This is a genomic window from Streptomyces sp. WAC00040 (assembly GCF_056835925.1).
Map to the genome: position 1 here is coordinate 2322898 of NZ_JAKQZE010000001.1, position 20327 is coordinate 2343224.

The 20327-nt window shown below is 69.4% G+C and carries 22 protein-coding genes and 3 tRNA genes; 18 read left to right on the plus strand and 7 right to left on the minus strand.

What is annotated here, in order from left to right:
* Position 1 precedes the first annotated feature (1 nt).
* From MDN94_RS10650 to MDN94_RS10685, 8 genes are all read left to right on the plus strand, one after another.
* The gene (locus MDN94_RS10650; RefSeq protein WP_482725614.1) at positions 2 to 649 is read left to right on the plus strand and encodes a NuoI/complex I 23 kDa subunit family protein; all 648 of its coding nucleotides are present in this window, start codon (positions 2 to 4) and stop codon (positions 647 to 649) included.
* Complete coding sequence (locus MDN94_RS10655) at positions 646 to 1290, plus strand: NADH-quinone oxidoreductase subunit J family protein (protein ID WP_482725615.1); 645 nt, start codon at positions 646 to 648, stop codon at positions 1288 to 1290. Before MDN94_RS10650 ends, MDN94_RS10655 begins: the two co-directional genes overlap by 4 nt.
* The gene (nuoK, locus tag MDN94_RS10660; RefSeq protein ID WP_482725616.1) at positions 1290 to 1664 is read left to right on the plus strand and encodes an NADH-quinone oxidoreductase subunit NuoK; all 375 of its coding nucleotides are present in this window, start codon (positions 1290 to 1292) and stop codon (positions 1662 to 1664) included. The genes MDN94_RS10655 and nuoK overlap by 1 nt, the downstream gene beginning before the upstream one ends.
* Positions 1661 to 3661 (plus strand): NADH-quinone oxidoreductase subunit 5 family protein, encoded by a 2001-nt coding sequence (locus MDN94_RS10665; RefSeq protein WP_482725617.1) that lies wholly within the window; start codon positions 1661 to 1663, stop codon positions 3659 to 3661. Before nuoK ends, MDN94_RS10665 begins: the two co-directional genes overlap by 4 nt.
* A gap of 3 nt (positions 3662 to 3664) precedes the next feature.
* On the plus strand, positions 3665 to 5257 hold the full coding sequence (locus MDN94_RS10670) for an NADH-quinone oxidoreductase subunit M (RefSeq protein ID WP_482725618.1): 1593 nt from the start codon (positions 3665 to 3667) through the stop codon (positions 5255 to 5257).
* Positions 5254 to 6792, plus strand: coding sequence for an NADH-quinone oxidoreductase subunit N (locus MDN94_RS10675; RefSeq protein ID WP_482725619.1), 1539 nt, complete (start codon positions 5254 to 5256; stop codon positions 6790 to 6792). The genes MDN94_RS10670 and MDN94_RS10675 overlap by 4 nt, the downstream gene beginning before the upstream one ends.
* 192 nt (positions 6793 to 6984) lie before the next feature.
* Positions 6985 to 7848 (plus strand): zinc metalloprotease HtpX, encoded by an 864-nt coding sequence (gene htpX / locus MDN94_RS10680; protein ID WP_482725620.1) that lies wholly within the window; start codon positions 6985 to 6987, stop codon positions 7846 to 7848.
* Complete coding sequence (locus MDN94_RS10685; protein WP_482725621.1) at positions 7845 to 8237, plus strand: YccF domain-containing protein; 393 nt, start codon at positions 7845 to 7847, stop codon at positions 8235 to 8237. The genes htpX and MDN94_RS10685 overlap by 4 nt, the downstream gene beginning before the upstream one ends.
* Positions 8238 to 8323: 86 nt before the next feature.
* Here MDN94_RS10685 and MDN94_RS10690 read toward each other — a convergent pair whose 3' ends face one another.
* Positions 8324 to 9601, minus strand: a complete 1278-nt coding sequence (locus MDN94_RS10690) for an APC family permease (protein WP_482725622.1) — start codon at positions 9599 to 9601, stop codon at positions 8324 to 8326.
* A gap of 85 nt (positions 9602 to 9686) precedes the next feature.
* Here MDN94_RS10690 and MDN94_RS10695 point away from each other — a divergent pair, with 85 nt between their 5' ends.
* Positions 9687 to 9956, plus strand: coding sequence for a GlsB/YeaQ/YmgE family stress response membrane protein (locus MDN94_RS10695; protein ID WP_482725623.1), 270 nt, complete (start codon positions 9687 to 9689; stop codon positions 9954 to 9956).
* 24 nt (positions 9957 to 9980) lie between these two features.
* Here the strand turns inward: MDN94_RS10695 and MDN94_RS10700 are convergent, their stop codons facing one another.
* From MDN94_RS10700 to MDN94_RS10710, 3 genes are all read right to left on the minus strand, one after another.
* Positions 9981 to 10634, minus strand: coding sequence for an alpha-ketoglutarate-dependent dioxygenase AlkB family protein (locus MDN94_RS10700; protein WP_482725624.1), 654 nt, complete (start codon positions 10632 to 10634; stop codon positions 9981 to 9983).
* 13 nt (positions 10635 to 10647) lie between these two features.
* The gene (locus MDN94_RS10705) at positions 10648 to 11169 is read right to left on the minus strand and encodes a methylated-DNA--[protein]-cysteine S-methyltransferase (protein ID WP_482725625.1); all 522 of its coding nucleotides are present in this window, start codon (positions 11167 to 11169) and stop codon (positions 10648 to 10650) included.
* A gap of 212 nt (positions 11170 to 11381) precedes the next feature.
* Positions 11382 to 11870, minus strand: coding sequence for a YajQ family cyclic di-GMP-binding protein (locus MDN94_RS10710; RefSeq protein WP_189466956.1), 489 nt, complete (start codon positions 11868 to 11870; stop codon positions 11382 to 11384).
* A gap of 194 nt (positions 11871 to 12064) precedes the next feature.
* Here MDN94_RS10710 and MDN94_RS10715 point away from each other — a divergent pair.
* The 3 genes from MDN94_RS10715 to MDN94_RS10725 all read left to right on the plus strand — a co-directional run bounded on the left by MDN94_RS10715 (position 12065) and on the right by MDN94_RS10725 (position 13885).
* A tRNA-Tyr gene (locus MDN94_RS10715) sits at positions 12065 to 12146 on the plus strand.
* Between the two features lie 514 nt (positions 12147 to 12660).
* Entirely contained in the window at positions 12661 to 13455 is a 795-nt protein-coding gene (locus MDN94_RS10720; protein ID WP_482725626.1) for a hypothetical protein, read from the plus strand.
* 13 nt (positions 13456 to 13468) lie between these two features.
* Positions 13469 to 13885 carry a hypothetical protein gene (locus MDN94_RS10725; RefSeq protein ID WP_482725627.1) on the plus strand — a complete coding sequence of 139 codons (417 nt, stop codon included), beginning with the start codon at positions 13469 to 13471 and terminating at the stop codon, positions 13883 to 13885.
* Positions 13886 to 14976: 1091 nt separating this feature from the next.
* Here MDN94_RS10725 and MDN94_RS10730 read toward each other — a convergent pair.
* The 3 genes from MDN94_RS10730 to MDN94_RS10740 form a co-directional block, all read right to left on the minus strand.
* Complete coding sequence (locus MDN94_RS10730) at positions 14977 to 15486, minus strand: GyrI-like domain-containing protein (RefSeq protein WP_482725628.1); 510 nt, start codon at positions 15484 to 15486, stop codon at positions 14977 to 14979.
* 169 nt (positions 15487 to 15655) lie between these two features.
* Positions 15656 to 16312, minus strand: coding sequence for an SDR family oxidoreductase (locus MDN94_RS10735; protein ID WP_482725629.1), 657 nt, complete (start codon positions 16310 to 16312; stop codon positions 15656 to 15658).
* A 206-nt stretch (positions 16313 to 16518) separates the two neighbouring features.
* Positions 16519 to 17748: an amidohydrolase family protein gene (locus MDN94_RS10740; protein ID WP_482725630.1), complete on the minus strand. Its 1230-nt coding sequence runs from the start codon at positions 17746 to 17748 to the stop codon at positions 16519 to 16521.
* 333 nt (positions 17749 to 18081) lie between these two features.
* On the opposite strand from MDN94_RS10740, the gene MDN94_RS10745 reads away from it, so the two are divergent.
* The 6 genes from MDN94_RS10745 to MDN94_RS10770 all read left to right on the plus strand — a co-directional run bounded on the left by MDN94_RS10745 (position 18082) and on the right by MDN94_RS10770 (position 20293).
* Positions 18082 to 18154: transfer RNA gene (locus tag MDN94_RS10745), tRNA-Thr, on the plus strand.
* A 46-nt stretch (positions 18155 to 18200) separates the two neighbouring features.
* Positions 18201 to 18273 (plus strand) — tRNA-Met (locus MDN94_RS10750).
* Between the two features lie 86 nt (positions 18274 to 18359).
* Complete coding sequence (rpmG, locus tag MDN94_RS10755) at positions 18360 to 18524, plus strand: 50S ribosomal protein L33 (protein WP_003956487.1); 165 nt, start codon at positions 18360 to 18362, stop codon at positions 18522 to 18524.
* Positions 18525 to 18639: 115 nt separating this feature from the next.
* Positions 18640 to 19092 (plus strand): MaoC family dehydratase N-terminal domain-containing protein, encoded by a 453-nt coding sequence (locus MDN94_RS10760; protein ID WP_159688618.1) that lies wholly within the window; start codon positions 18640 to 18642, stop codon positions 19090 to 19092.
* Positions 19092 to 19520, plus strand: a complete 429-nt coding sequence (locus MDN94_RS10765; protein WP_482725631.1) for a MaoC family dehydratase — start codon at positions 19092 to 19094, stop codon at positions 19518 to 19520. The genes MDN94_RS10760 and MDN94_RS10765 overlap by 1 nt, the downstream gene beginning before the upstream one ends.
* 221 nt (positions 19521 to 19741) lie before the next feature.
* Positions 19742 to 20293: a TetR/AcrR family transcriptional regulator gene (locus MDN94_RS10770; protein ID WP_453461819.1), complete on the plus strand. Its 552-nt coding sequence runs from the start codon at positions 19742 to 19744 to the stop codon at positions 20291 to 20293.
* Positions 20294 to 20327: the final 34 nt, after the last annotated feature.

Genomic DNA, 20327 nt, shown 5'->3' on the forward strand with positions numbered 1-20327 from the left:
CGTGTCTCCCATCCCTGGATCCGGCCTCGCCAAGGGCTTGGCCGTCACCCTGCGGACGATGACGAAGAAGACCGTCACCGCCCAGTACCCCGATGTCCAGCCCGAACTCCCGCCCCGCTCCCGTGGCGTCATCGGCCTGTTCGAGGAGAACTGCACGGTTTGCATGCTCTGCGCCCGTGAGTGCCCCGACTGGTGCATCTACATCGACTCCCACAAGGAGACAGTGCCGGCCGCGGTACCCGGTGGCCGCGAGCGCAGCCGTAACGTCCTCGACCGGTTCGCCATCGACTTCTCCCTTTGCATGTACTGCGGTATCTGCATCGAGGTCTGTCCTTTCGACGCGCTGTTCTGGTCGCCCGAGTTCGAGTACGCGGAGACGGACATCCGCGACCTCACCCACGAGCGCGACAAGCTCCGCGAGTGGATGTGGACCGTGCCGGCACCGCCGGCACTCGACCCGGGCGCAGAGGAACCGAAGGAGATCGGCGCCGCCCGCAAGACGGCGGAGAAGCTCGCGGCCGCGGAGGCGGATGCCGCCACTCCGCCTGGCGCCGCCACTCCGCCTGGCGCCGGCGGCGCTCGGCCGGCCGGTGATGACCGCCCCGCTGACGAAAGCGGCCCGGCATCGGGCCAGGGAGGTCCGGCATGACGTTCGCCGCAGCCGCGACGCACGGTTTCCTTTCCCCCGCCGGTGTCGAGATCGCCTTCATGCTCGTCGGCGTGGTCACGCTCGGCGCGGCCGTCATAACCGTCACGACCCGGCAACTGGTGCACGCCGCCCTCTGGCTGGTCGTGGCGCTCGGCGGCCTCGCCGTCGAGTACCTCCTGCTCACCGCGGAGTTCATCGCCTGGGTGCAGGTCCTGATCTATGTCGGTTCCGTGGTCGTCCTCCTGCTCTTCGGACTGATGCTCACCAAGGCGCCCATCGGCCGTTCACCGGACGCCGACTCGGGCAACCGGTGGGTCGCCCTGGGCGTGGCCGCCGTCGCCGCCGTGTCCCTCGTGTGGGTCGTGGTCGATGCCTTCCGCACCACCTGGATCGACCTGGAGGGACCGGCCCAGGGCTCCACGAAGGTCTCCGGCGAGATCCTCTTCCGGCACTGGGTGCTGCCGTTCGAGGCACTGTCCGTACTGCTGCTCGCCGCCCTCATCGGCGCGATCGTCCTGTCCCGCAAGAACGATGAGGAGCCCGGCCCGGTCCCGGCGTCCCGGACAGCCCCGACCGCAGGCAGGGGCAAGGAGACCCCGGCGGGCCGTGCGGACCGACCGGCCCGAGAGGGGAACAGCTGATGCACCTCGCCTATCCAGCCGTGCTAGCGGTGCTCCTCTTCAGCATCGGGCTGTACGGGGTGCTCGCCCGCCGCAACGCGATCCTCGTCCTGATGTCCGTCGAGCTGATGCTCAACGCCGTCAACCTCAACCTCGTCGCCTTCGACGTCTGGCTCCGCGACACCCTGCACGCCGGCCAGGCCCTCACCCTCTTCATCATCGCCATCGCCGCCGCCGAGATCGGCATCGGACTGGCGATCGTGCTGATGGTCTACCGCAACCGCGGCAGCTCCGACGTCGACCGCCTGCGTGACACCGCGGAGAGGGCGCACGGGCCGGATTCGCCCGGCGAGACATCCACCGACCGCGAGGAGAAGGCCGAGGCCACCGCGTGACCACCACGACCCTCGCCGTCCTCGTCCCCCTCCTTCCGTTCCTGGGCGCCGCGGCCGGACTGCTCCTCGGCCGCACCGCGCCCGGCTTCGTCCGTCCGCTCGCCGTCCTGCCGACGCTCGCCGCGGCCGTGCTGGCCGTCGTCGTCGCCGTGCGCCAGGACGGCGGCAGGGCGATCGACGCGTCCACGCAGCTCACCCCGACCGGCTCGGTCCCGATCGACCTCGCCCTTCACATCGACGGCTTCGCGGCGCTCGCCGCGATCCTCGTCGGGGTCGTCGCCTCCTGCGTGCAGATCTATTCGACGGGCTACCTCCGCGACGACCCCCGCTACCCCTCGTACGCCGCCCTCGTCTCGCTGTTCACCTCCGCCATGCTGCTCGTCGTCTACTCCGGCGACTTGATGGTGCTGCTGGTCGGCTGGGAGATCATGGGCATCTGCTCGTACTTCCTCGTCGGCCACTACTGGGAGACTCCCGAGGCGCGCGCTGCCTCCCTCAAGGCCTTCCTGGTCACCAAACTCGGCGATGTCCCCTTCCTGATCGGCCTGTTCGCCCTCGCCGCGGACGCGGGCACCTTCCGGATCACCGGGATCCTCGGAGCTGTCGCCGCCGACGCCATCGAGCACCCGACGCTCATCGCGCTGCTCCTCCTCGCCGGTGTCGCCGGCAAGTCGGCCCAGTTCCCGCTCCACACCTGGCTCCCTGACGCGATGGCGGGCCCCACGCCCGTCTCCGCGCTGATCCACGCCGCGACGATGGTCGCCGCCGGTATCTACTTCGTGGCCCGGCTCCTTCCTCTCTTCGCCGCCTCCGCCGCGGCAATGACCGTGCTCGCCGTGATGGCGGCCGTGACGATGGTCGGCTCGGCCCTGGCCGCCCTCGCGCAGGACGACATCAAACGTGTCCTCGCCTACTCGACCATCGGGCAACTCGGTTACATGTCCGGTGCCCTGGCGGTGGGGGATCGTGGTGCTGCCGTCTTCCACCTCCTGTCCCACGGTGCCTTCAAGGCGCTGCTCTTCCTCGCCGCCGGCGTGATCATCCATGCCGCCGGCACCAACTCGCTCGCCGCCATGTCGCGGATGAGCGGCCTCGCCAAGCGAGTCCCCGACGCCTACTGGACGATGACCGTCGCTCTGCTCGCCCTCGCTGCGATCCCTCCCTTCGCCGGCTTCTTCTCCAAGGAAGCCGTCTTGGTGGCCGCCGAGCACACCGCACTCGGAGACTCGGACACAGCGCCCGCCACCGCGGGCTGGTTCGTCCTCGTCGCCGCCCTGCTGACCGCGGTCCTGACCGCCGCCTACGCGATCCGGCTGTGGCTGCTGACCTTCCGCGGCCGCGGCGCCGAAGCCCCCGACCACGGCCGGCAGCCGCTGTCGATGACCTCCGTGTTGTGGATCCTCGCCGTCCCCTCGCTCGCCTTCGGACTGACCGCCGGCAGGCTGCCCCGCTGGTTCGACGGCCACGCGCTCACGCCGACGCTCACCACCGCCGTCCTCGGCACGGGCGTCGCCCTCGTCGGCGGCCTGGTCACCTACGGAGCCTGGCGGCACTCCACCGCGATCGCCGCCCGCCTCCCCATCGGGGCCGTCGCCGCCCACCCGGACGCCGAGCCGGCCGTCTCGGAGGCCGAGGCCATCGCCACCCACATTCCTGCCTACGGCGACATCGCCGCGGCCCATGACCCGGCCGACCCCGCACGGCTGCTGCTAGGCCCGCTCCACCGCCACGCCGCCGCCGGCTTCCACGTCGACGCGCTCTACACCGTGCTGTTCGTCCGCCCCGTGCGTGCCGCGGCCCAGTTGGTCCGGTTCCTGGACCGGGAGGTCATCGACACCTACGTACGCGGATCCGGTACCGGCACCCGCTGGCTCGGCACGGCCGTCCGGCGTGCCCAGACCGGAAACGTCCAGACCTACCTGAGCGCGCTGCTCGCCGGCTCCGTCGTCCTGGCGATCGCCGCCGTCGTCCTTTCCAACGTCAACGCCGGATCGTGAGCCGTGATCGATATCAGCGAGTCCGTGATGCAGGTCCTTCTCGGGTTCATCGTCGTCGCTCCGCTGGTCGGCGCCGCGGCCGCCCTGCTGCCCGCCCCGCCCGGGCTGCGCGGGAGCAGCCCCGACCAGGCGGTCCTGCGCCACGGCGTGACCGTCACCGGCGCGATCCTGCTCGCGACGGTCGTCCTGGCGCTGGGCTTCGACCACGACCAGCCGTCGAAGATGCAGGCCACGACCGACATCAGCTGGATCGCGGCACTCGACGTGCGGATCCACCTCGGCATCGACGGCATCTCGCTCCCCCTTCTCGTGCTGACGGCTCTGCTGACCTTCCTCTGCGCGCTGTACAGCTACTTCAACATGCCCGCGGGCCCGTCCCCGAAGGCTTTCGTCGCCCTGCTCCTGGTCCTGGAGTCCGGCACCCTGGCGACCTTCGCCGTGCTCGACCTGCTGCTGTTCTTCCTGGCCTTCGAGATGGTTCTCATCCCGATGTACTTCCTCATCGCCCGCTGGGGCGGCGAGGAAAGGCAGCCCGCCGCCTGGAAGTTCATCCTCTACACGCTGCTCGGCTCCGTGGTCATGCTGCTCGGCCTCCTGCTGATCGGGCTGAAGGCCGGCACATTCGACATGGTGGCACTCGCCACTGACAACGGCCGGGGACTGACCACGTCGGTGCAGGTCATCGCCGTTCTGGCGATCGGTCTCGGGCTTGCCGTGAAGACGCCGATGTGGCCCCTGCACACCTGGCTTCCCGACGCCCACACCGCCGCACCGACCGTCGGCTCGGTCCTCCTCGCCGGTGTGCTGCTGAAGATGGGGACGTACGGCTTCGTCCGCATCGTGCTGCCCGTCGCACCTGACGGGATGCGAACCTTCGCCCCGTACCTGGCCGCGTTCGCGGCCGTCGGCATCGTCTACGGTTCCCTGGCCTGCCTGGCGCTCGCGCGCAGTGGCGCTGGCGGCGACCTGAAGCGCCTGATCGCGTATTCGTCCGTCGGCCACATGGGCTTCGTGCTGCTCGGTATCGCGACCATGACGCCGACCGGCGTGAACGGTGCACTCTTCGCCAACATCGCCCACGGTCTCATCACCGGCCTGCTGTTCTTCCTGGTCGGCGCGGTAAAGGACCGCTACGGCACCGCCGACCTCGACACACTCGCCGGCGCCACCGGCGCCGCGCTGTACGGTCGCGCGCCGCGCCTCGGCGGCCTGCTCGCCTTCGCCGCCGTCGCCTCCCTCGGGCTGCCCGGACTCGCCGGATTCTGGGGCGAGATGCTCGCGCTGTTCGGAGCGTTCGACCCCGCTGACGGGCTCAGCCGCCCGGCCTTCCTCACCTTCATGTCGATCGGTGCCTTCGGCACCCTGCTCACCGCCGCGTACCTGCTCGTCGTCGTGCGCCGGGTGTGCATGGGCGGCCGGCCGCCCGAAGCCGTGGACGAGCAGCGTCCCGAGCCGGTCGCCGACGTCCGCGCGTACGAGTTCGCGGCCTGGTCGCCGCTCGTGGCCCTCACCGTCATCGCCGGACTGTGGCCCGCGGTCCTCCTCGGCCTCACCGACCCGGCCGTGCAGAAGCTCCTCTCAGGAGGCAAGTCGTGACCGTGGCAGCCGACGGCGCCAGCAGCCTCGTCCAATCCGTCGACTGGGCGGCGATCGCGCCGCCCACGATCACCGCGGCCGTCGCGCTGGTGATCCTCGTCGCCGACCTGTTCGTCGCCGACCGGCGCAAGCCCCTTCTGGGTGCTGTGGCGATCGCCGGTCTCGTCGTGTCGATGGCCACGCTCCTGCCGCTGCGCAAGGGCGACCGCTCGACCTTCTGCCTGACCGACAACGCGGACGTCTGCAGCTACACCGCCGACCAGTTCACGCTGGTGATCCAATTCCTCGTGCTCGGCGGGGCGCTGCTGACGGCGCTGCTCTCCCTCACGGACACCCGCGAGAAGCTGCCGCCCGGCGAGTTCTGGTTCCTGCTGCTCTCGTCCGCCGCCGGCGCGGCGCTCCTGCCCGCCTCCCGCGACCTCGCGACCCTCGTGGTCGCCCTCGAGGTGGCCTCACTGCCGGCCTTCGCGCTGGTGGGCCTCAAGCGCGGCGACCGGCTCTCAAGTGAAGCCGCCCTGAAGTTCTTCCTCTCCTCGGTCACCGCGACCGCTGTGACCCTGCTCGGCGTGAGCTTCGTGTACGCCGCCACAGGGACGCTGCACCTCACGCAGGTGGCAGCCGGGCTGGAAGACGTCCCCGGCCAACTGGACACGCTCGCCAAGGCCGGCGTCGCGCTGACCCTCGTCGGCTTCGCCTTCAAGACAGCCGCCGTCCCCTTCCACTTCTGGGTCCCCGACACCTATGTCGGTGCGCCGCTGCCGATCGCCGGCTACCTCTCCGTCATCGGCAAAGCCGTCGGATTCACCGGGCTCATCCTGATCACCGTGATCGCGTTCCCCGGGTACGCGGACATCTGGGGCCCGGCGATGGCGGTTCTCGCCGCCCTGACCATGACCGCCGGCAATGTCGCGGCACTGCGCCAGTCCGCGTCACGCACATGGAGCGCGGTGCGACTGCTGGCCTGGTCCTCCGTGGCACAGGCCGGGTATCTGCTGGTGCCGATCGCCGCCGCCGCGTACTCCAGCGACGACCAGATCGGCGCGACCGTCGCCTACGCGCTGATGTACGCCGTGGTGAACCTGGGTGCCTTCGCGGTGGCGGCCGTCGTCGCCCGCACGCGGCCGCTCAACCGGATCTCCGACTACCGCGGCCTGTACCACAGCCGGCCGCTCATCGCACTGGCCATGGGTTTCTTCCTGCTCTGCCTCGCGGGACTGCCGCCGGGCATCGTCGGCCTCTTCGCCAAGGTGACCGTGTTCTCCGCGGCCGTCGACGCGGGTCTCGGCTGGCTGGCCGTCGTCATGGGCGTCAACGTCGTGATCGCCCTCTTCTACTACCTCCAGTGGACGGCCGTCCTCTTCAGGACCCCCGAGCCGGCGGAGGCGCACGAGCCAGCGGCGACGGCGGGGGAGGCTGCCCGGAAGGTGATTCCCGCTCCGGTCACCGTCGCCGTGGCCCTCACCGCGGCCGTGGGTGTCGTCCTGTCCGGCTACCCGCAGCTCGTCCTGCGGTACGCCGCGGAGAGCCTGTTCTAGCCGCGGCGGTCCCTTTCCGGATCCCTCCCGGGCCGGCCCGCTCCGCGGGCTCACCCGTTCGGCCCTGACGCGGGCCCTGGAGTGCAAGGGAACCAGTGCCCCTCGCCTGGCGTTGACCAGTACAGAAGGGTCCACTGGAGAGTGGAGCACCACGCAAAGGGTTCCCCTGCCGCACCATCTGGAGGGCGTACCGTGCACCGCCGGCACAACGGGCTCAAAACCGCCGTACTCCTCGGGGGACTGTCCGCACTGATCCTCGTCATCGGCAGCTTCTTCGGCCGGACGGGGCTTTTCGTCGCGCTCGTCGTGGCGCTCGGAACCAATGCCTACGCGTACTGGAACAGCGACAAGCTGGCCCTCCGCGCCATGCGTGCCCGCCCGGTGAGCGAATTCGAGGCGCCCGCCCTGTACCGCATGGTCCGCGAGCTCTCCACCGCCGCCCGGCAGCCCATGCCGCGGCTCTACATCTCGCCGACCCAGGCCCCCAACGCGTTCGCCACCGGCCGCAACCCCCGCAATGCGGCGGTGTGCTGCACCGAAGGGATTCTGCGCATCCTCGACGAGCGCGAACTGCGGGGAGTCATCGGCCACGAACTCAGCCACGTCTACAACCGCGACATCCTCATCTCCTCGGTGGCGGGGGCCCTCGCCTCCGTGGTCATGTTCCTGGTGAACTTCGCCTGGCTGATCCCCATCGGCCGGTCCGACGACGACGAAGGCCCCGGCCTGGTCGGCATGCTGCTGATCATGCTGCTCGGCCCGCTGGCTGCGGCAGTGATCCAGCTCGCCGTGAGCCGCTCCCGGGAGTTCGAGGCGGACGCGTCGGGCTCCCAGCTCACCGGTGACCCACTGGCCCTGGCCAGCGCACTGCGCAAGCTGGACGCCGGTACGAAACAACTCCCGCTGCCGCCGGAGCCGCGGCTCGAGACCGCCGGCCACATGATGATCGCCAACCCGTTCGGACCGGGCCGCGGCCTTGCGAAGATGTTCTCGACCCACCCGCCCATGGCGGAACGAATCGCCCGACTCGAGCAGATGGCAGGTCCCCGCCGATGAAGACAATCCTGAACGTCATATGGCTGGTCCTGAGCGGCTTCTGGCTGTTCCTCGGATACCTGGTGGCGGGGCTGATCCTCTGCGTGACCGTCATCGGCATCCCGTTCGGTCTGGCGTCCTTCCGCATCGGGGTCTACGCCCTCTGGCCCTTCGGTTACACGACGGCGGACCGCCGCGACTCCGGCGCACCCTCCCTGGTCGGCAACGTCCTGTGGCTGGTCCTGGCCGGCTGGTGGCTGGCACTGGGCCACATCGTCACGGGCCTCGCTCTCTGTTTCACGATCATCGGCATCCCGTTCGGCATCGCGAACTTCAAGCTCATCCCGGTGTCGCTGATGCCGCTGGGCAGGGAGATCGTCCCGACCGATCAGCCGTTCGCGGCGCGTTGAGCGCCCGGACCTCGTCCGCCGGACTGCTGCCCGTCCGACCGGCCGCCGCGGAGCAGGTGACACCGCCGCCCGTCGGCGGCCGCTGATCAGCGGTCACGAGCCGTCCGGACGCCGCCGTTCCGCGCCGCGTACAGTGCCGCGCCCCCGGCGAGCACCGCAGCCCCGGTGATCACGGACGTCAGCGGCAGCGAGAACGCCAGCGCCAGGCATCCCGCCACCCCGCATCCGGCCGTCAGCCGCACGGTCCGGAGCACTCGAACGGGTGCATCCCCGGGCCGCCGGGAACCCAGCGTCCAGGCCGAGGCGTTGGCGATTGTGTAGTAGACGAGTACACCGAAAGACGAGAAGCCGATCGCCCCACGCAGGTCCACCGTCGCCGCCACCACCGCGACGACGACCCCCACAGCGACCTCCGCGCGGTGCGGCACCTGGAACCGCGGATGAACGGCGGCCAGCGCTTCCGGCAGATGGCCGTCGCGCGCCATCGCGAGCGTCGTCCTCGAGACGCCGAGAATCAGAGCGAGCAACGACCCGAGCGCCGCCACCACGGCACCCACACCCACCACCGGCGCCAGCCAGGGGACCCCCGCGGCACGCACGGCCTCGGTGAGCGGCGCCGCCGCCTGCCCGAGCCCCTCGGCACCCAGCACAGAGAGGACGGCGACAGCGACACACACATAGACGACCAGCGCGATGCCCAGCGCCAGCGGCACGGCCCTCGGGATGGTGCGAGCCGGATCCCGGACCTCCTCGCCCAGCGTGGTGATTCGCGCGTACCCGGCGAACGCGAAGAACAGCAGACCCGCCGCCTGGAGCACGCCCGCAGCCGACGCGTCACCCGCCGGCTCCAAGTGCCCGAACCGCGCATGCCCGCTGCCGAGGGAGACCGCCACGACCGCCGCGAGAACCGACAGCACCACAGCCACGATCAGCCGCGTCAGCCACGCCGACTTCTGAACACCGCCGTAATTCAGGGCAGTCAGCGCCACCACCGAGGCGACCGCCACCGCGTTCGCGTGCTCCGGCCAGGCGTACGCGCCGACGGTCAGAGCCATCGCCGCGCACGAAGCCGTCTTACCGACCACGAACGCCCAGCCTGCCAAGTACCCCCAGAACTCTCCGAGCCGCTCCCGTCCGTACACATAAGTGCCGCCTGACGCGGGGTACAAGGAGGCCAGGCGTGCCGACGACATGGCGTTGCAGTAGGCCACCACTGCCGCGAGGGCAAGACCGAGCAGCAGGGCGGAACCGGCAGCCCGCGCCGCCGGTGCGAGAGCCGCGAAGATTCCCGCACCGATCATCGCTCCGAGGCCGATCACAACGGCGTCGAAGACCCCCAGCGACCGTCGCAACTCCTGTGTCATACACCGCACCCTACTGATCACCGCAACCGCTGCCCCGCCGGTGCACGTCCCCGACAACAACACCCCAGGAAAGGCAGGTCATTCGATGAGCATCATCGGCTGGATCGTTCTCGGACTGCTGGCCGGAGCGATAGCCAAGATCCTGCTGCCCGGCCGCGACCCCGGCGGGCTGGTCGGCACCACGCTCATTGGTGTCGCCGGAGCCTTCCTTGGCGGCTGGATATCCTCCCGCTACCTGGACCGGGAGATCGCCAACCAGTTCTACGACGGGCCGACCTGGATCGCGGCCGTCGGCGGCGCGCTCGTCCTGCTGATCGCGTACCGGATCCTGTTCGGCCATTCGCGTTCGCGCTGAGTCCCGCCTGCCGCCCGCGCGGGATCAGCCCGCCAGTCCGGTCTCGCGCAAAGTGATGTTCAGACGGCCGCCGTTCATGCCGGTCGCAGGGTCGGCCGTGTCCGCAAGCACCTTCGGCACGCCGTGATAGGCGTAGCGGGAAGGGCCGCCGAAGACGAACAGGTCGCCGGACACCAGCTCCACATCCGTGTACGGACGTCCCCTGGTCCGCGTGTTCCCGAACCGGAACACGCACGAGTCGCCGATGCTCAGGGAAACCACCGGAGCTCCTGACCGCTCCTCCTTGTCCTGGTGCATCCCCATCCGGGCAGCGCCGTCGTAGAAGTTGATCAGCGCGGTGTCGGGGGTGTACCCCTGATGCTCTCCGTAGGCCTCGACAAGTGCCTCGCGTCCCAGCTCCACCAGCCATTGGGGAAACAGCGCGACCGGCGCACCGTTCACGTCGTCCGCGGTCCGGGAGTACCGGTACGGCTGCCAGTGCCAGCCCACGCAGACCGTCCGCACCGACATCACGCCCCCGCCCGGCAGCACGGTGTGCCGGAGCGGGACCGGCCCACGGGCCCAGCCGCGGCAGGCGTCCACCAGCTCCCGCTGACGGCCGACGGGCAGCCAGCCGGGCACATGCACCGCGCCCGGGGCGACGACCGCCCGGTCACGTGGGAACAGTGCTCCGCTCATGGGACCGGCTCCGTCACGGCGCCAGTGCGCCCTCGAGCCCGAGGAGCCGCGCCTTCGACTCCAGACCGCCCGCGTACCCCCGCAGGGCGCCGTCCGCGCCGATCACCCGGTGGCACGGGCGCACCACGAGCAGCGGATTGCGCCCGATCGCCGTCCCCACGGCCCGCACACCGACCGCGGAAGTCCCGACCTGCGCGGCAATCTCCTTGTAGGTGGCGGTCCGCCCGTAGGGCACGGCCTCCAGGACCTTCCAGACACGGCGCTGGAAGTCGGTCCCGCCGTCCGCGTACTCGATCTCGAAGCGGGTCAGCCGGCCGGAGAAGTACGACGACAACTGGCGTCCGATCTCCTCGAACGCCGCCGGGTCGCGGCGCCAGCCGGTCTGGACGACCGCGCGGCCCTTCTGCCCCGGCAGCGAGAGGGAGGCAAGCGCGGTACCGCCCTTCGCCGTGCCCGACGCCCGCCCCACCAGCAGGAGCTCGCCCAGCGGGCTGTCGAGGGTCTCGTAGACGACGGTCTCCTGAGCTCCGGTCATGGCGCGCGCTCCTCGTTGCGGTGTTGCGTCCGGCGGGCTCTCGCCCGCCCCTTCCCTACGAGTCTGCGACCCCGCGGGCGTCGGGGCTGGCGGAATTCGGACGTCACGGCAGGGGCGGCCGCCTTCGTCGCCGGTCGCACCACCCGGGGCACGGGGCGGGGGCGGAGCGGCCCGCCGCTCCGCCCCCGGTCGCCTCGGCGCGCCCGCAGACGTCAGCGGTAGTTCACGAACTGCAGCGCGAAGTCGAAGTCCTGCCCCTTGAGCAGCGCCTGCACGGCCTGCAGGTCGTCGCGGCTCTTCGAGCTGACCCGCAGCTCGTCACCCTGGACCTGCGCCTTGACACCCTTCGGGCCCTCGTCGCGGATGATCTTCGCGACCTTCTTGGCGTTCTCCTGCGAGATGCCCTCCTCGATCGAGGCGAAGATCTTGTACTCCTTGCCGGAGAGCTGCGGCTCGCCGGCGTCCAGTGCCTTCAGCGAGATGCCGCGCTTCACCAGCTTGGTCTGGAAGACGTCCAGGATCGCGTTGACGCGGTCCTCGGAATTCGCCTGCATCAGGATCTTCTCGCCGGACCAGGAGATCGAGGCACCGACGTTCTTGAAGTCGTAGCGCTGCGAGATCTCCTTGGCGGCCTGGTTGAGGGCGTTGTCGACCTCCTGCCGCTCGACCTTCGAGACGATGTCGAAACTGGAGTCGGCCATGTCCTGTGGCTCCTTGTATCGGATGAGTGGGGTGCGGCCGGATCACCCCGAACCGCGCGGACAAGCCTAGCCACCCGCACCCGCCCCCGGCGCTGATCAATCCGGTGGCGAAGCACCCCGGTGCATCAGGTATCGTTTACGTCGTTGCCACGGAGCACCGCCCCACAGCGGTTCCTCCACAGGTGACATCCCATGGCGGTGTGCCCGAGTGGCCAATGGGAGCGGACTGTAAATCCGTCGGCTTAGCCTACCCAGGTTCGAATCCTGGCGCCGCCACGCGATAGATACGGCCCCTGATCTGCGGAAACGCGGATCAGGGGCCGTTCGCGTTGGAGTGCCCAACAGCTGTGCTGTCTCATCCTGTCTCATTGCCACCCGCTCTCTACCAGTAGTTCTGGACGGGGTGTGGACGAGCCTGCCGACCGGTTCGGCGGCCCGCAGTTCACGTGACGGGGCCTCGCGTCTAGGCCCCATCAGTGCCAGACAAGCAAGGCGGCGCCCCCGCGCGCCACCCACCGCAGTGGCGCATGCGTGTGGTGCGACATTGCCAGGCATGGCCCGTGAGGGATGGGGCGAGGCGACCGGGCACTGTCCCTAGGAGCGGGATCTCCGGCCGCGCCGGCTGCGACTTCAGGTCCGCAGGTCACGCCGAATGATCTGCAGTCGGTTGTGGCTTGGTGGATGAGGCGCGTTGGTCTTGGTCAAGCGATAGCCTGCCGAGTCGTAAGGCGGGGCCAGCGCCGGTTCAGAGGCAAGCCGAGCAGGCGCGGCGTTACATGAGGGGGTAATCGTGGAGCTGACACGAACCGCTATCGGATTGATCGCTGCAGTAAGTGTCCCGAGTGGGCTGGGCTGGTATAAGAGGTTACCTTTGGGGGCGGTGCTGTTCGCCTTGATTTATGGCGCCATCGTCGTATTGCCTACGAGTCGAAGTGTAGGCGCCTGGCTCACGCTACTGGGCATAGCGCTTCTGGCCGCATGCATCGCAGTATTCAGTAAGTCACGGGTTTCTCCTGCGGCGGAAGGGGAGGTGAACCCTCAGCCGAAGGCCAAGGAAAAGAAATCCGACGCGCTTCGGAGATCGATGACTGCATCAAGGTACTCCGCGCTTGCTGGCGTCGTGGCTGCCGTACTCATACTTGCCTTTGTCGGATGGGAGGCGGGGGCGCGGCATTTGGGCGATATGGTTACCAATAGTGATCGACTCATGATCGCCCTATCCGGTCTGCTTGTTGCCGTATTTGGCTGTCAGTTCATCATTGGTGTTGTCGTGCGACCTTTGCTGAACGAGATTGAAGCGAAAATTGAAGCCGATGAGCTTCCCGTAAACACCAGGGACTTCATCAAGGTTGGACCCCATGTCGGGTGGATCGAGAGGTTCATCCTCTTCGTGTTCCTGGTTTCTGGGAGTCCGCCGGCCGCCGCTCTGGTAGTGACTGCCAAGACTCTTGCGCGGGCGCCGGAGGCAAAGGAAGGCGGAAAGCTCGTGGGTGACTACTATCTGATCGGAACCCTGATCAGTGTGGCAGCAGCTCTTGTGTCCGCTTGCCTCACCAGGCTAGCCCTTGGGCTTTCACCCCTCTAGGAGACTGGATGCCATGCTGCGCGATCACCCATTTTTCAAGGATTTTCTCTCCTTGGGCCTTCCGTCTGAGGATTATGTGATCGCGGGCAGCGGAGCGCTGATCGCGCACGGCATCAGGCGGGACATCGGGGATGTCGATGTCGTCGCGCGCGGTGTCGCGTGGGAGATGGCTCGGAAGTTGGGCACCGCCCAGAAGGCCCCTCTCGGTTGGGCGCAGCATGTCATCCTATTCGATGGTGCGGTTGAAGTTCTAAATGGATGGTTCGACTATTCTGTGGATCAAGTGATCGGAGAGGCTGAAGAATTCGAAGGTATGAAGTTTATGCCTTTGGCGAGAGTTCTCGAGTGGAAAACCAGGCTGGTTGAAACTGGGTTGGGGCGCGATAAGGACCTGCGGGATATTGCGTCGATCCGGCAATACATGGAGTAGTCGCCACAGAGGCCATCCCCCAGGGGCGAGGAAGAGGCTGGATGCAGTTGGCCTAACAAGCTTCGGCCTGTTGGACCACGGGCGACGTAGCGCAGGTGCGCGGAATCGCTATGCCCTTGCCGGCCTGCCTGAGATCTTCGCATTGGCGTCGCCGTCGCCGCCTCTGAGGAACTTGGCATAGACGCGGAAAAGGATGGCCGCGCTGTGCCCGGCTCGGGCGGCGACGATCTGCGTCCACTCCAGCGCTGAGCCACGTGGAGACCGCCGTGTGGCGAAGGTCATACGGGCACTTCGCCAGCTTCGACGCCAGCTCGCCGGGCGACAAGACGTCGCCGCGAGCGCGGGCCCAGACTTCGCCGTAGCCGCTCTCCTGCACCATGCCGCCGCGGGCCGTACGGAACAGGCGGCCGTCGAGCTCGGTGCCCAACCAGATGACGTGCCAGTGCAGCAGCGCGACCAGCTCGGGCGGGATGGGCACGTACCGAACCGCCTTGCGGGACCGGTGCTTGAGCCCGCGGCGGTCGTGAGCCTCGCCGCTGTCCGTCCAGGCCGTGCCCGAGCGGGCCCGGCTCTCCCGCAGACGCAGCTTTCCCCAGCCCCGGCGGGGGAGTTCACAGTCCCGCAGCTTCAGCCCGACCGTTTCGCCGGGGCGAGATGCGGCGTAGTAGATTCACCCGAAGAACGCCTCCACGTGTCGGCCCCGTGCACCTTGCTTCGGCGTCGTAGGCGGACACGCCCTGCGGAGCCTGTCCGCGCATCTTGGCGAACACGTCGATGACGACCATGCGGGCATCCGGATTGCGGCCAGCCATTGCGAGATGGCTTCCGCCCCGCCCTGGGGGAGGGCGGGCACTCGGTCACGAGTGTTTCAGTCCGGTCGGCGCCTTCTGTCCCCGCCCTGAATGGGAAACGGAGCCGAACGCCTTGCTGCCGGCGGCGACGGCAAGCCCGAGTCGTCGTGTCGCGGAGGCGAGCGCTACGCCGACATCGGGACGGCCGCGCCTCCTGTGTGCCGTGCAGCCCCGTGGACCGGGTAGCCCGGGGCGGCGGCCACGCACGCGGCCCCGTCGTCGAGCGGGCGACCGCGCCCGTCAGCCGGCCAGGCGGAACGCCAGCTCGATCTCCCACTTCGACATGTCCGGCTCGACCCGGGGATCCGTCTTGTACGTCTCCGTCCGGCACGCCCAGTGCTCGACCCCGTCGACCACCGTCATGTCCCACTCGAGGCCCTCCCGCCCCGCCCACTCGTGCATCGCCGTGACGACCCCGACCAGCTGGTCCGGGTGACCGAGGTGGGTGACTGTCGCATAGCGGCCCGGCGGCAGTACGGCCACGCCGATGTCGCCCTCGGGCTCCGGGGCGGAGGCGACGGGCATGCCGGCCTCGACGACCGACTCGCCCTCCATGTCGATGGTGTTGTAACGGAAGAACGGCGCTCCGGCGAACTCCGCGCCGTTGCCCGCCAGCCAGTTGATGAGTTCGGGCAGCCGGTCGGCGATCAGGGCGAACGCGTCCATGCGTACGGAGCCCCGGACATAGGCGTAGAGCTGCTCGCCGCGCTCCACGATCACCGGCCGGACTTCCTGTGTGTGATTGCTCATGACCTCAAAGACCCTGTGGGCAACGGGGATTCATCGCGCATTCGAAAAGCGGTCCATCGCGCGGTTCGTAAAGCGGTCCGTCACGCGGTCCACCAAGAGGCCCGTCACCGCGGTCCATTACGGGGATTCGGGCGGGAGACCCGGCGAACGACCGGCCGTCGGCGGGCCGTCAGTTCCCCGCGATGTCCTTCACCGCGACGGTGACGGGTGTCGAACCGCTGACCAGTTCCAGCGTCAGTCCCGCGGTGGCCGGCGTCTCCACCATCTCCGCGAGTACCGCCGCCACATCGTCCCGCGGCACCATGCCGCGTCCCGTCGAGACCTCCAGCCGCACCAGCCCGTTCCCCGCGTCGTTGGTGAGCGTGCCGGGCCGCAGGATCGTCCACTCGAGATTGGGCCGGGACCGTACGTAGTCGTCCGCCGCCCCCTTCGCCCGCAGGTAGGCGTCGAAGACGTCGTCGCCCTTGTGTTCGGCGTCGGCGCCCATTGAGGAGACGACGATGTACCGCCGTACGCCCGTCCGTTCGGCCGCGTCCGCGAAGAGGACCGCCGCGCCTCGATCGACCGTGTCCTTCCGCTCGGTGCCGCTGCCGGGGCCCGCCCCCGCGGCGAACACCGCGGCGTCCGCGCCCTGGAGCACGGCCGCGACCTGCTCCACGGAAGCTTTCTCCAGATCGAGGAACACCGGTTCGGCGCCGACGGCCCTCAGGTCGTCACCCTGCTTCGGATCGCGGATGATGCCCGCGACCTCATGTCCGCCCGCGGAGAGCAGCCGCTCGAGACGGAGCGCGATCTGACCGTGTCCTCCTGCGATGACAATGCGCATGCATACGACGTTACGTCCGAAGCACCGACCATGCGCAAGGACCGCAGGGGGGACACGCCCTCGATGGGCAAAACGCGGCCGGACGCGTACCGGCCTCCGCCCCTGATGCCCAGCTCCCTACCGCTGGCGCACTCCCTCCTGGCCCCGGACCCGTGCCGCGAGTAAACCTCTCCGGGCCCCGGGCCCGAACCGCCGGCGGGACCGCGTCAGGGTCCCGGGTCCGGCCGTGCCTGGCGGGGGAGTTCGAGGGCGACGGCCGCCGCGGAGTCGCAGTACTCACGCACCGCGCTCGTGCGGGCGACCACCCGTCCGCGGTGGATGACGATCCGGCTGTACGCGAGCGACAGCACGCCCGAGATCCGCTCGCCCCGGACCGCGAGCAGTTCCGCCGGGAAGCCGGCCTCGACCCGTACCTGGGGCAGTCCCATCACCTCTCGGGCCGTGCCCGCGACACAGCCGTAGGCGTCCGAGGGCCGCATCCCCGCCTGGGACGACAGGAGGTACGCGGCCTCCAGCGGATCCCCGCGGCCCACCGGGTTGCACACGTCCCGCAGCGCCCCGCTGCCCGCGGCGACCCGCACGCCCGCCGCCCGCAGGAGCCGGACCGGCGCGTTGCCGCGCTGTTCGACGCCGGAGCAGCCGCCCTGCGGCAGGGAGACGACGGTGACGCCCGCAGCCGCCAGCTGGTCCGCGGCCCGGGATGCGATCTCCCTGGGCAGCCGGGCGAGACCGGCGCACGGCCCGACGGTGACACCGGGCCGCAGTCCGCCGGCCATGGCGGCGAGACGGGCCAGCCGTGCCGGGTCGTCGCCGTGGGTGTGCAGGTCGACGGGGCAGCCGTACTCGGCGGCGATCCCCAGGACCGTCTCCACGTATCCGGCGGGATCGGGGTCGGCGTCGGGGCAGCCGCCCACCACGCCGGCACCCATCTTGAGCGCGTCCCGCAACAGGGCCAGACCGTCCGCGCCGGCCACGCCCGTCAGCAGCCTGGGTACGGCGACTGTGGTCAGATCGGCGAGTCCGCGCAGAGATCGCCCGGCCTGGAGCACCGCCTCCAGCGGGCCGAGGCCCTGGACGTCCCCGATCCGTACGTGGGAGCGCAGCGCGGTTGCCCCGTGGCCCAGCTGGAGCAGCGCGGCATCTGTGGCGCGCCGCTGGACGTCCTGCGTGTCGTAAGAGACGGGGCCGGGGGTCTCCGCGCTGAGTGCCGTGTCGCCGTGGAGGTGCGGCTCGGCCGGGGCGGGCAGCAGCAGGAAGCCGGTGAGGTCCACCCGGGCGGAGTGCGGAGGGAGGCTTCCCGCGGTGCCGACGGCCTCGATGCGGCCGCCACTGAGCCGTACGTCGACCGTGCGACCGTCCGTGAGCCTCGCGCCGCAGAGCAGCAGCGCGGCGGTGTCCGCGTTGGCGCCGCCGCGCGGCGGCTGGCTGTCGGGCATCGCGCTCCTGGGTGGGGGCGGTCGGGCTCGGACGGCGGTCGCGCACACTGCCCGGGCGGTGTGGGAGCCGTGGCGTGGGAGCCGGAGAGGATCACACAGCGTGCATCGAGCCTAGGGGCGCTCGCGGTGCGCTTCGAGGAGGAGCGCAATAGTCGTACCGGCGTGGTCGTAAGTGGCGTACGGGACGGGCGGGGTGCCGTCGCGGGCCTGCGGAGGAGGGCTGCACGGAGGACGGACCGGGGGCCGGGCGGACAGGTCGTGAGGAGGGCCGGCCCGGCGCAAGGAAACGGATTTGGGCGATCGGCGAGGGACCGTGTAATGTCTTCATCGCTCGCCCCAATAGCTCAGTCGGCAGAGCGTCTCCATGGTAAGGAGAAGGTCTACGGTTCGATTCCGTATTGGGGCTCTGATGTCGAGTGACCTCGCCTTCGGGCGAGGGAACCCTGCATCGCAGCGGTGTAGCTCAGTCGGTAGAGCAAGCGGCTCATAATCGCTGTGTCACCGGTTCAAGTCCGGTCACCGCTACACACAGTAGCCGATTGTGGGGTCGGTCCTCCGATCGGCTACTCTTTTATGCGTTCATCCGTCCTATCCGTCCAAGGAGCACTCACGTGGCTGCCACCGACGTCCGCCCGAAGATCACGCTGGCCTGCGTGGAGTGCAAGGAGCGGAACTACATCACCAAGAAGAACCGGCGTAACAACCCGGACCGTCTTGAGATGAAGAAGCACTGCCCGCGCTGCAACTCGCACACGGCGCACCGCGAAACGCGCTGAATAAGGCTCGTATACGAGGCCGTCCCCTTTGGGGGCGGCCTCGTGTCGTTTGCCGTACCGCCGTTCGTCCGGCGGCCGGCATTCATTTGTGATCAATATCAGGAGGGACCAGTCCATGGCGCTCGACCAGTCGTTCGTGGGGCGGACGTATCCGCCCACCGCGCCGTACGAGGTGGGCCGGGAGAAGATCCGGGAGTTCGCCGCCGCGGTGGGGGACGCGAATCCCGCCTACACGGACCGTGAGGCCGCCCGCGCGCTCGGGCACTCGGACGTGATCGCTCCGCCGACGTTCGCCTTCACGATCACCTTCAGCGCCGCCGAGCAGGTCGTCCAGGACCCGCAGTTGGGGCTGGACTACAGCCGCGTGGTGCACCGCGAGCAGCAGTTCGCGTACGCCCGGCCGGTACGCGCGGGCGACAGGCTCTCGGTCACCTCGACGATCGAGGCCATCAAGTCCCTCGCCGGCAACGACATCCTGGACGTGCGCGGTGACGTGCACGACGAGAGCGGTGAACTGGTCGTGACCGCTTGGACGAAGCTGGTGGCCCGCGCCGCCGAGGAGGCGTGATGGCAGCGAAGATCTCTTACGCGGACGTCGAGGCCGGCACCGAACTGCCGGCGCAGAGCTTTCCGGTGACGCGCGCCACGCTGGTGCGGTACGCGGGCGCGTCCGGCGACTTCAACCCGATCCACTGGAACGAGAAGTTCGCCACAGAGGTCGGGCTGCCGGACGTGATCGCGCACGGCATGTTCACCATGGCCGAGGCGATCCGGGTCGTGACGGACTGGGTGGGCGACCCGGGCGCGGTCGTCGAGTACGGCGTCCGCTTCACCAAGCCCGTCGTCGTCCCGAACGACGACAAGGGCGCGCTGATCGAGGTGAGCGCCAAGGTCGCGGCGAAGCTGGACGACAACCGGGTGCGCGTGGACCTGGTCGCGACCAGCGACGACCAGAAGGTCCTGGGCATGTCCCGCGCGGTCGTGCAGCTCGCCTGAGCCGCCCGTAGCGGAGCCGGAGCACATCCCGCATTGGGGCCGGCGCAAACTCCGCACGGAGCAGTCACGCCCGCAGCGGGGCCGGCACAAGCGCTGTAAGGGGCGCCCTTCCGCGGAGGGGCGCCCCTTACGCATACGCCCCGTGCGTGCTCGTCCGGCTGGAAGCCGGCTTCCCCCTTGACAAGTTAGTGATCAGCCAATAACTTAATTCCATGGTCAGGATGAGTGCAGAAGAGCGACGCGAGAGCGTGATCCGTGCCGCGATCACGGAGTTCTCCCGCGCCGGGTACAACGGCACCTCGACGGACGCCATCGCCAAGCGCGTCGGCGTCTCCCAGCCTTACCTCTTCCGTCTCTTCCCGAACAAGCAGGCCATCTTCCTGGCCGCCTCCTCGCGGTGTCTCGAGGACACCCGGCGTGTCTTCAGCGCGGCCGCCGAAGGGCTCGAAGGTGAGGAGGCTCTCGGTGCGATGGCTGCCGCGTACCAGCGCCTGATCGCGGACGACCCCGAGAAGCTGCTGATGCAGATGCAGACGTACGTCGCGGTGGCGGCCGCCGAGGCGGCGGGCGACCACGCCTTCGGTGAGCAGGTGCGGGCCGACTGGATGGAGCTGTGGGAGACCGTCCACCTGCACCTCGGTGCCGACGTGAACGAGACCACGACCTTCCTGGCCTACGGGATGCTCGTCAACGTTCTCGTCTCGATGGGCTTCCCCGCGGAGCACCGCATCTGGTCCGGCTTCTATCTCTCGGCGCGGCCGGTCCAGGACTGAGGGGCCCCACGCGCGTGGGCGGCCCGTGCACTTC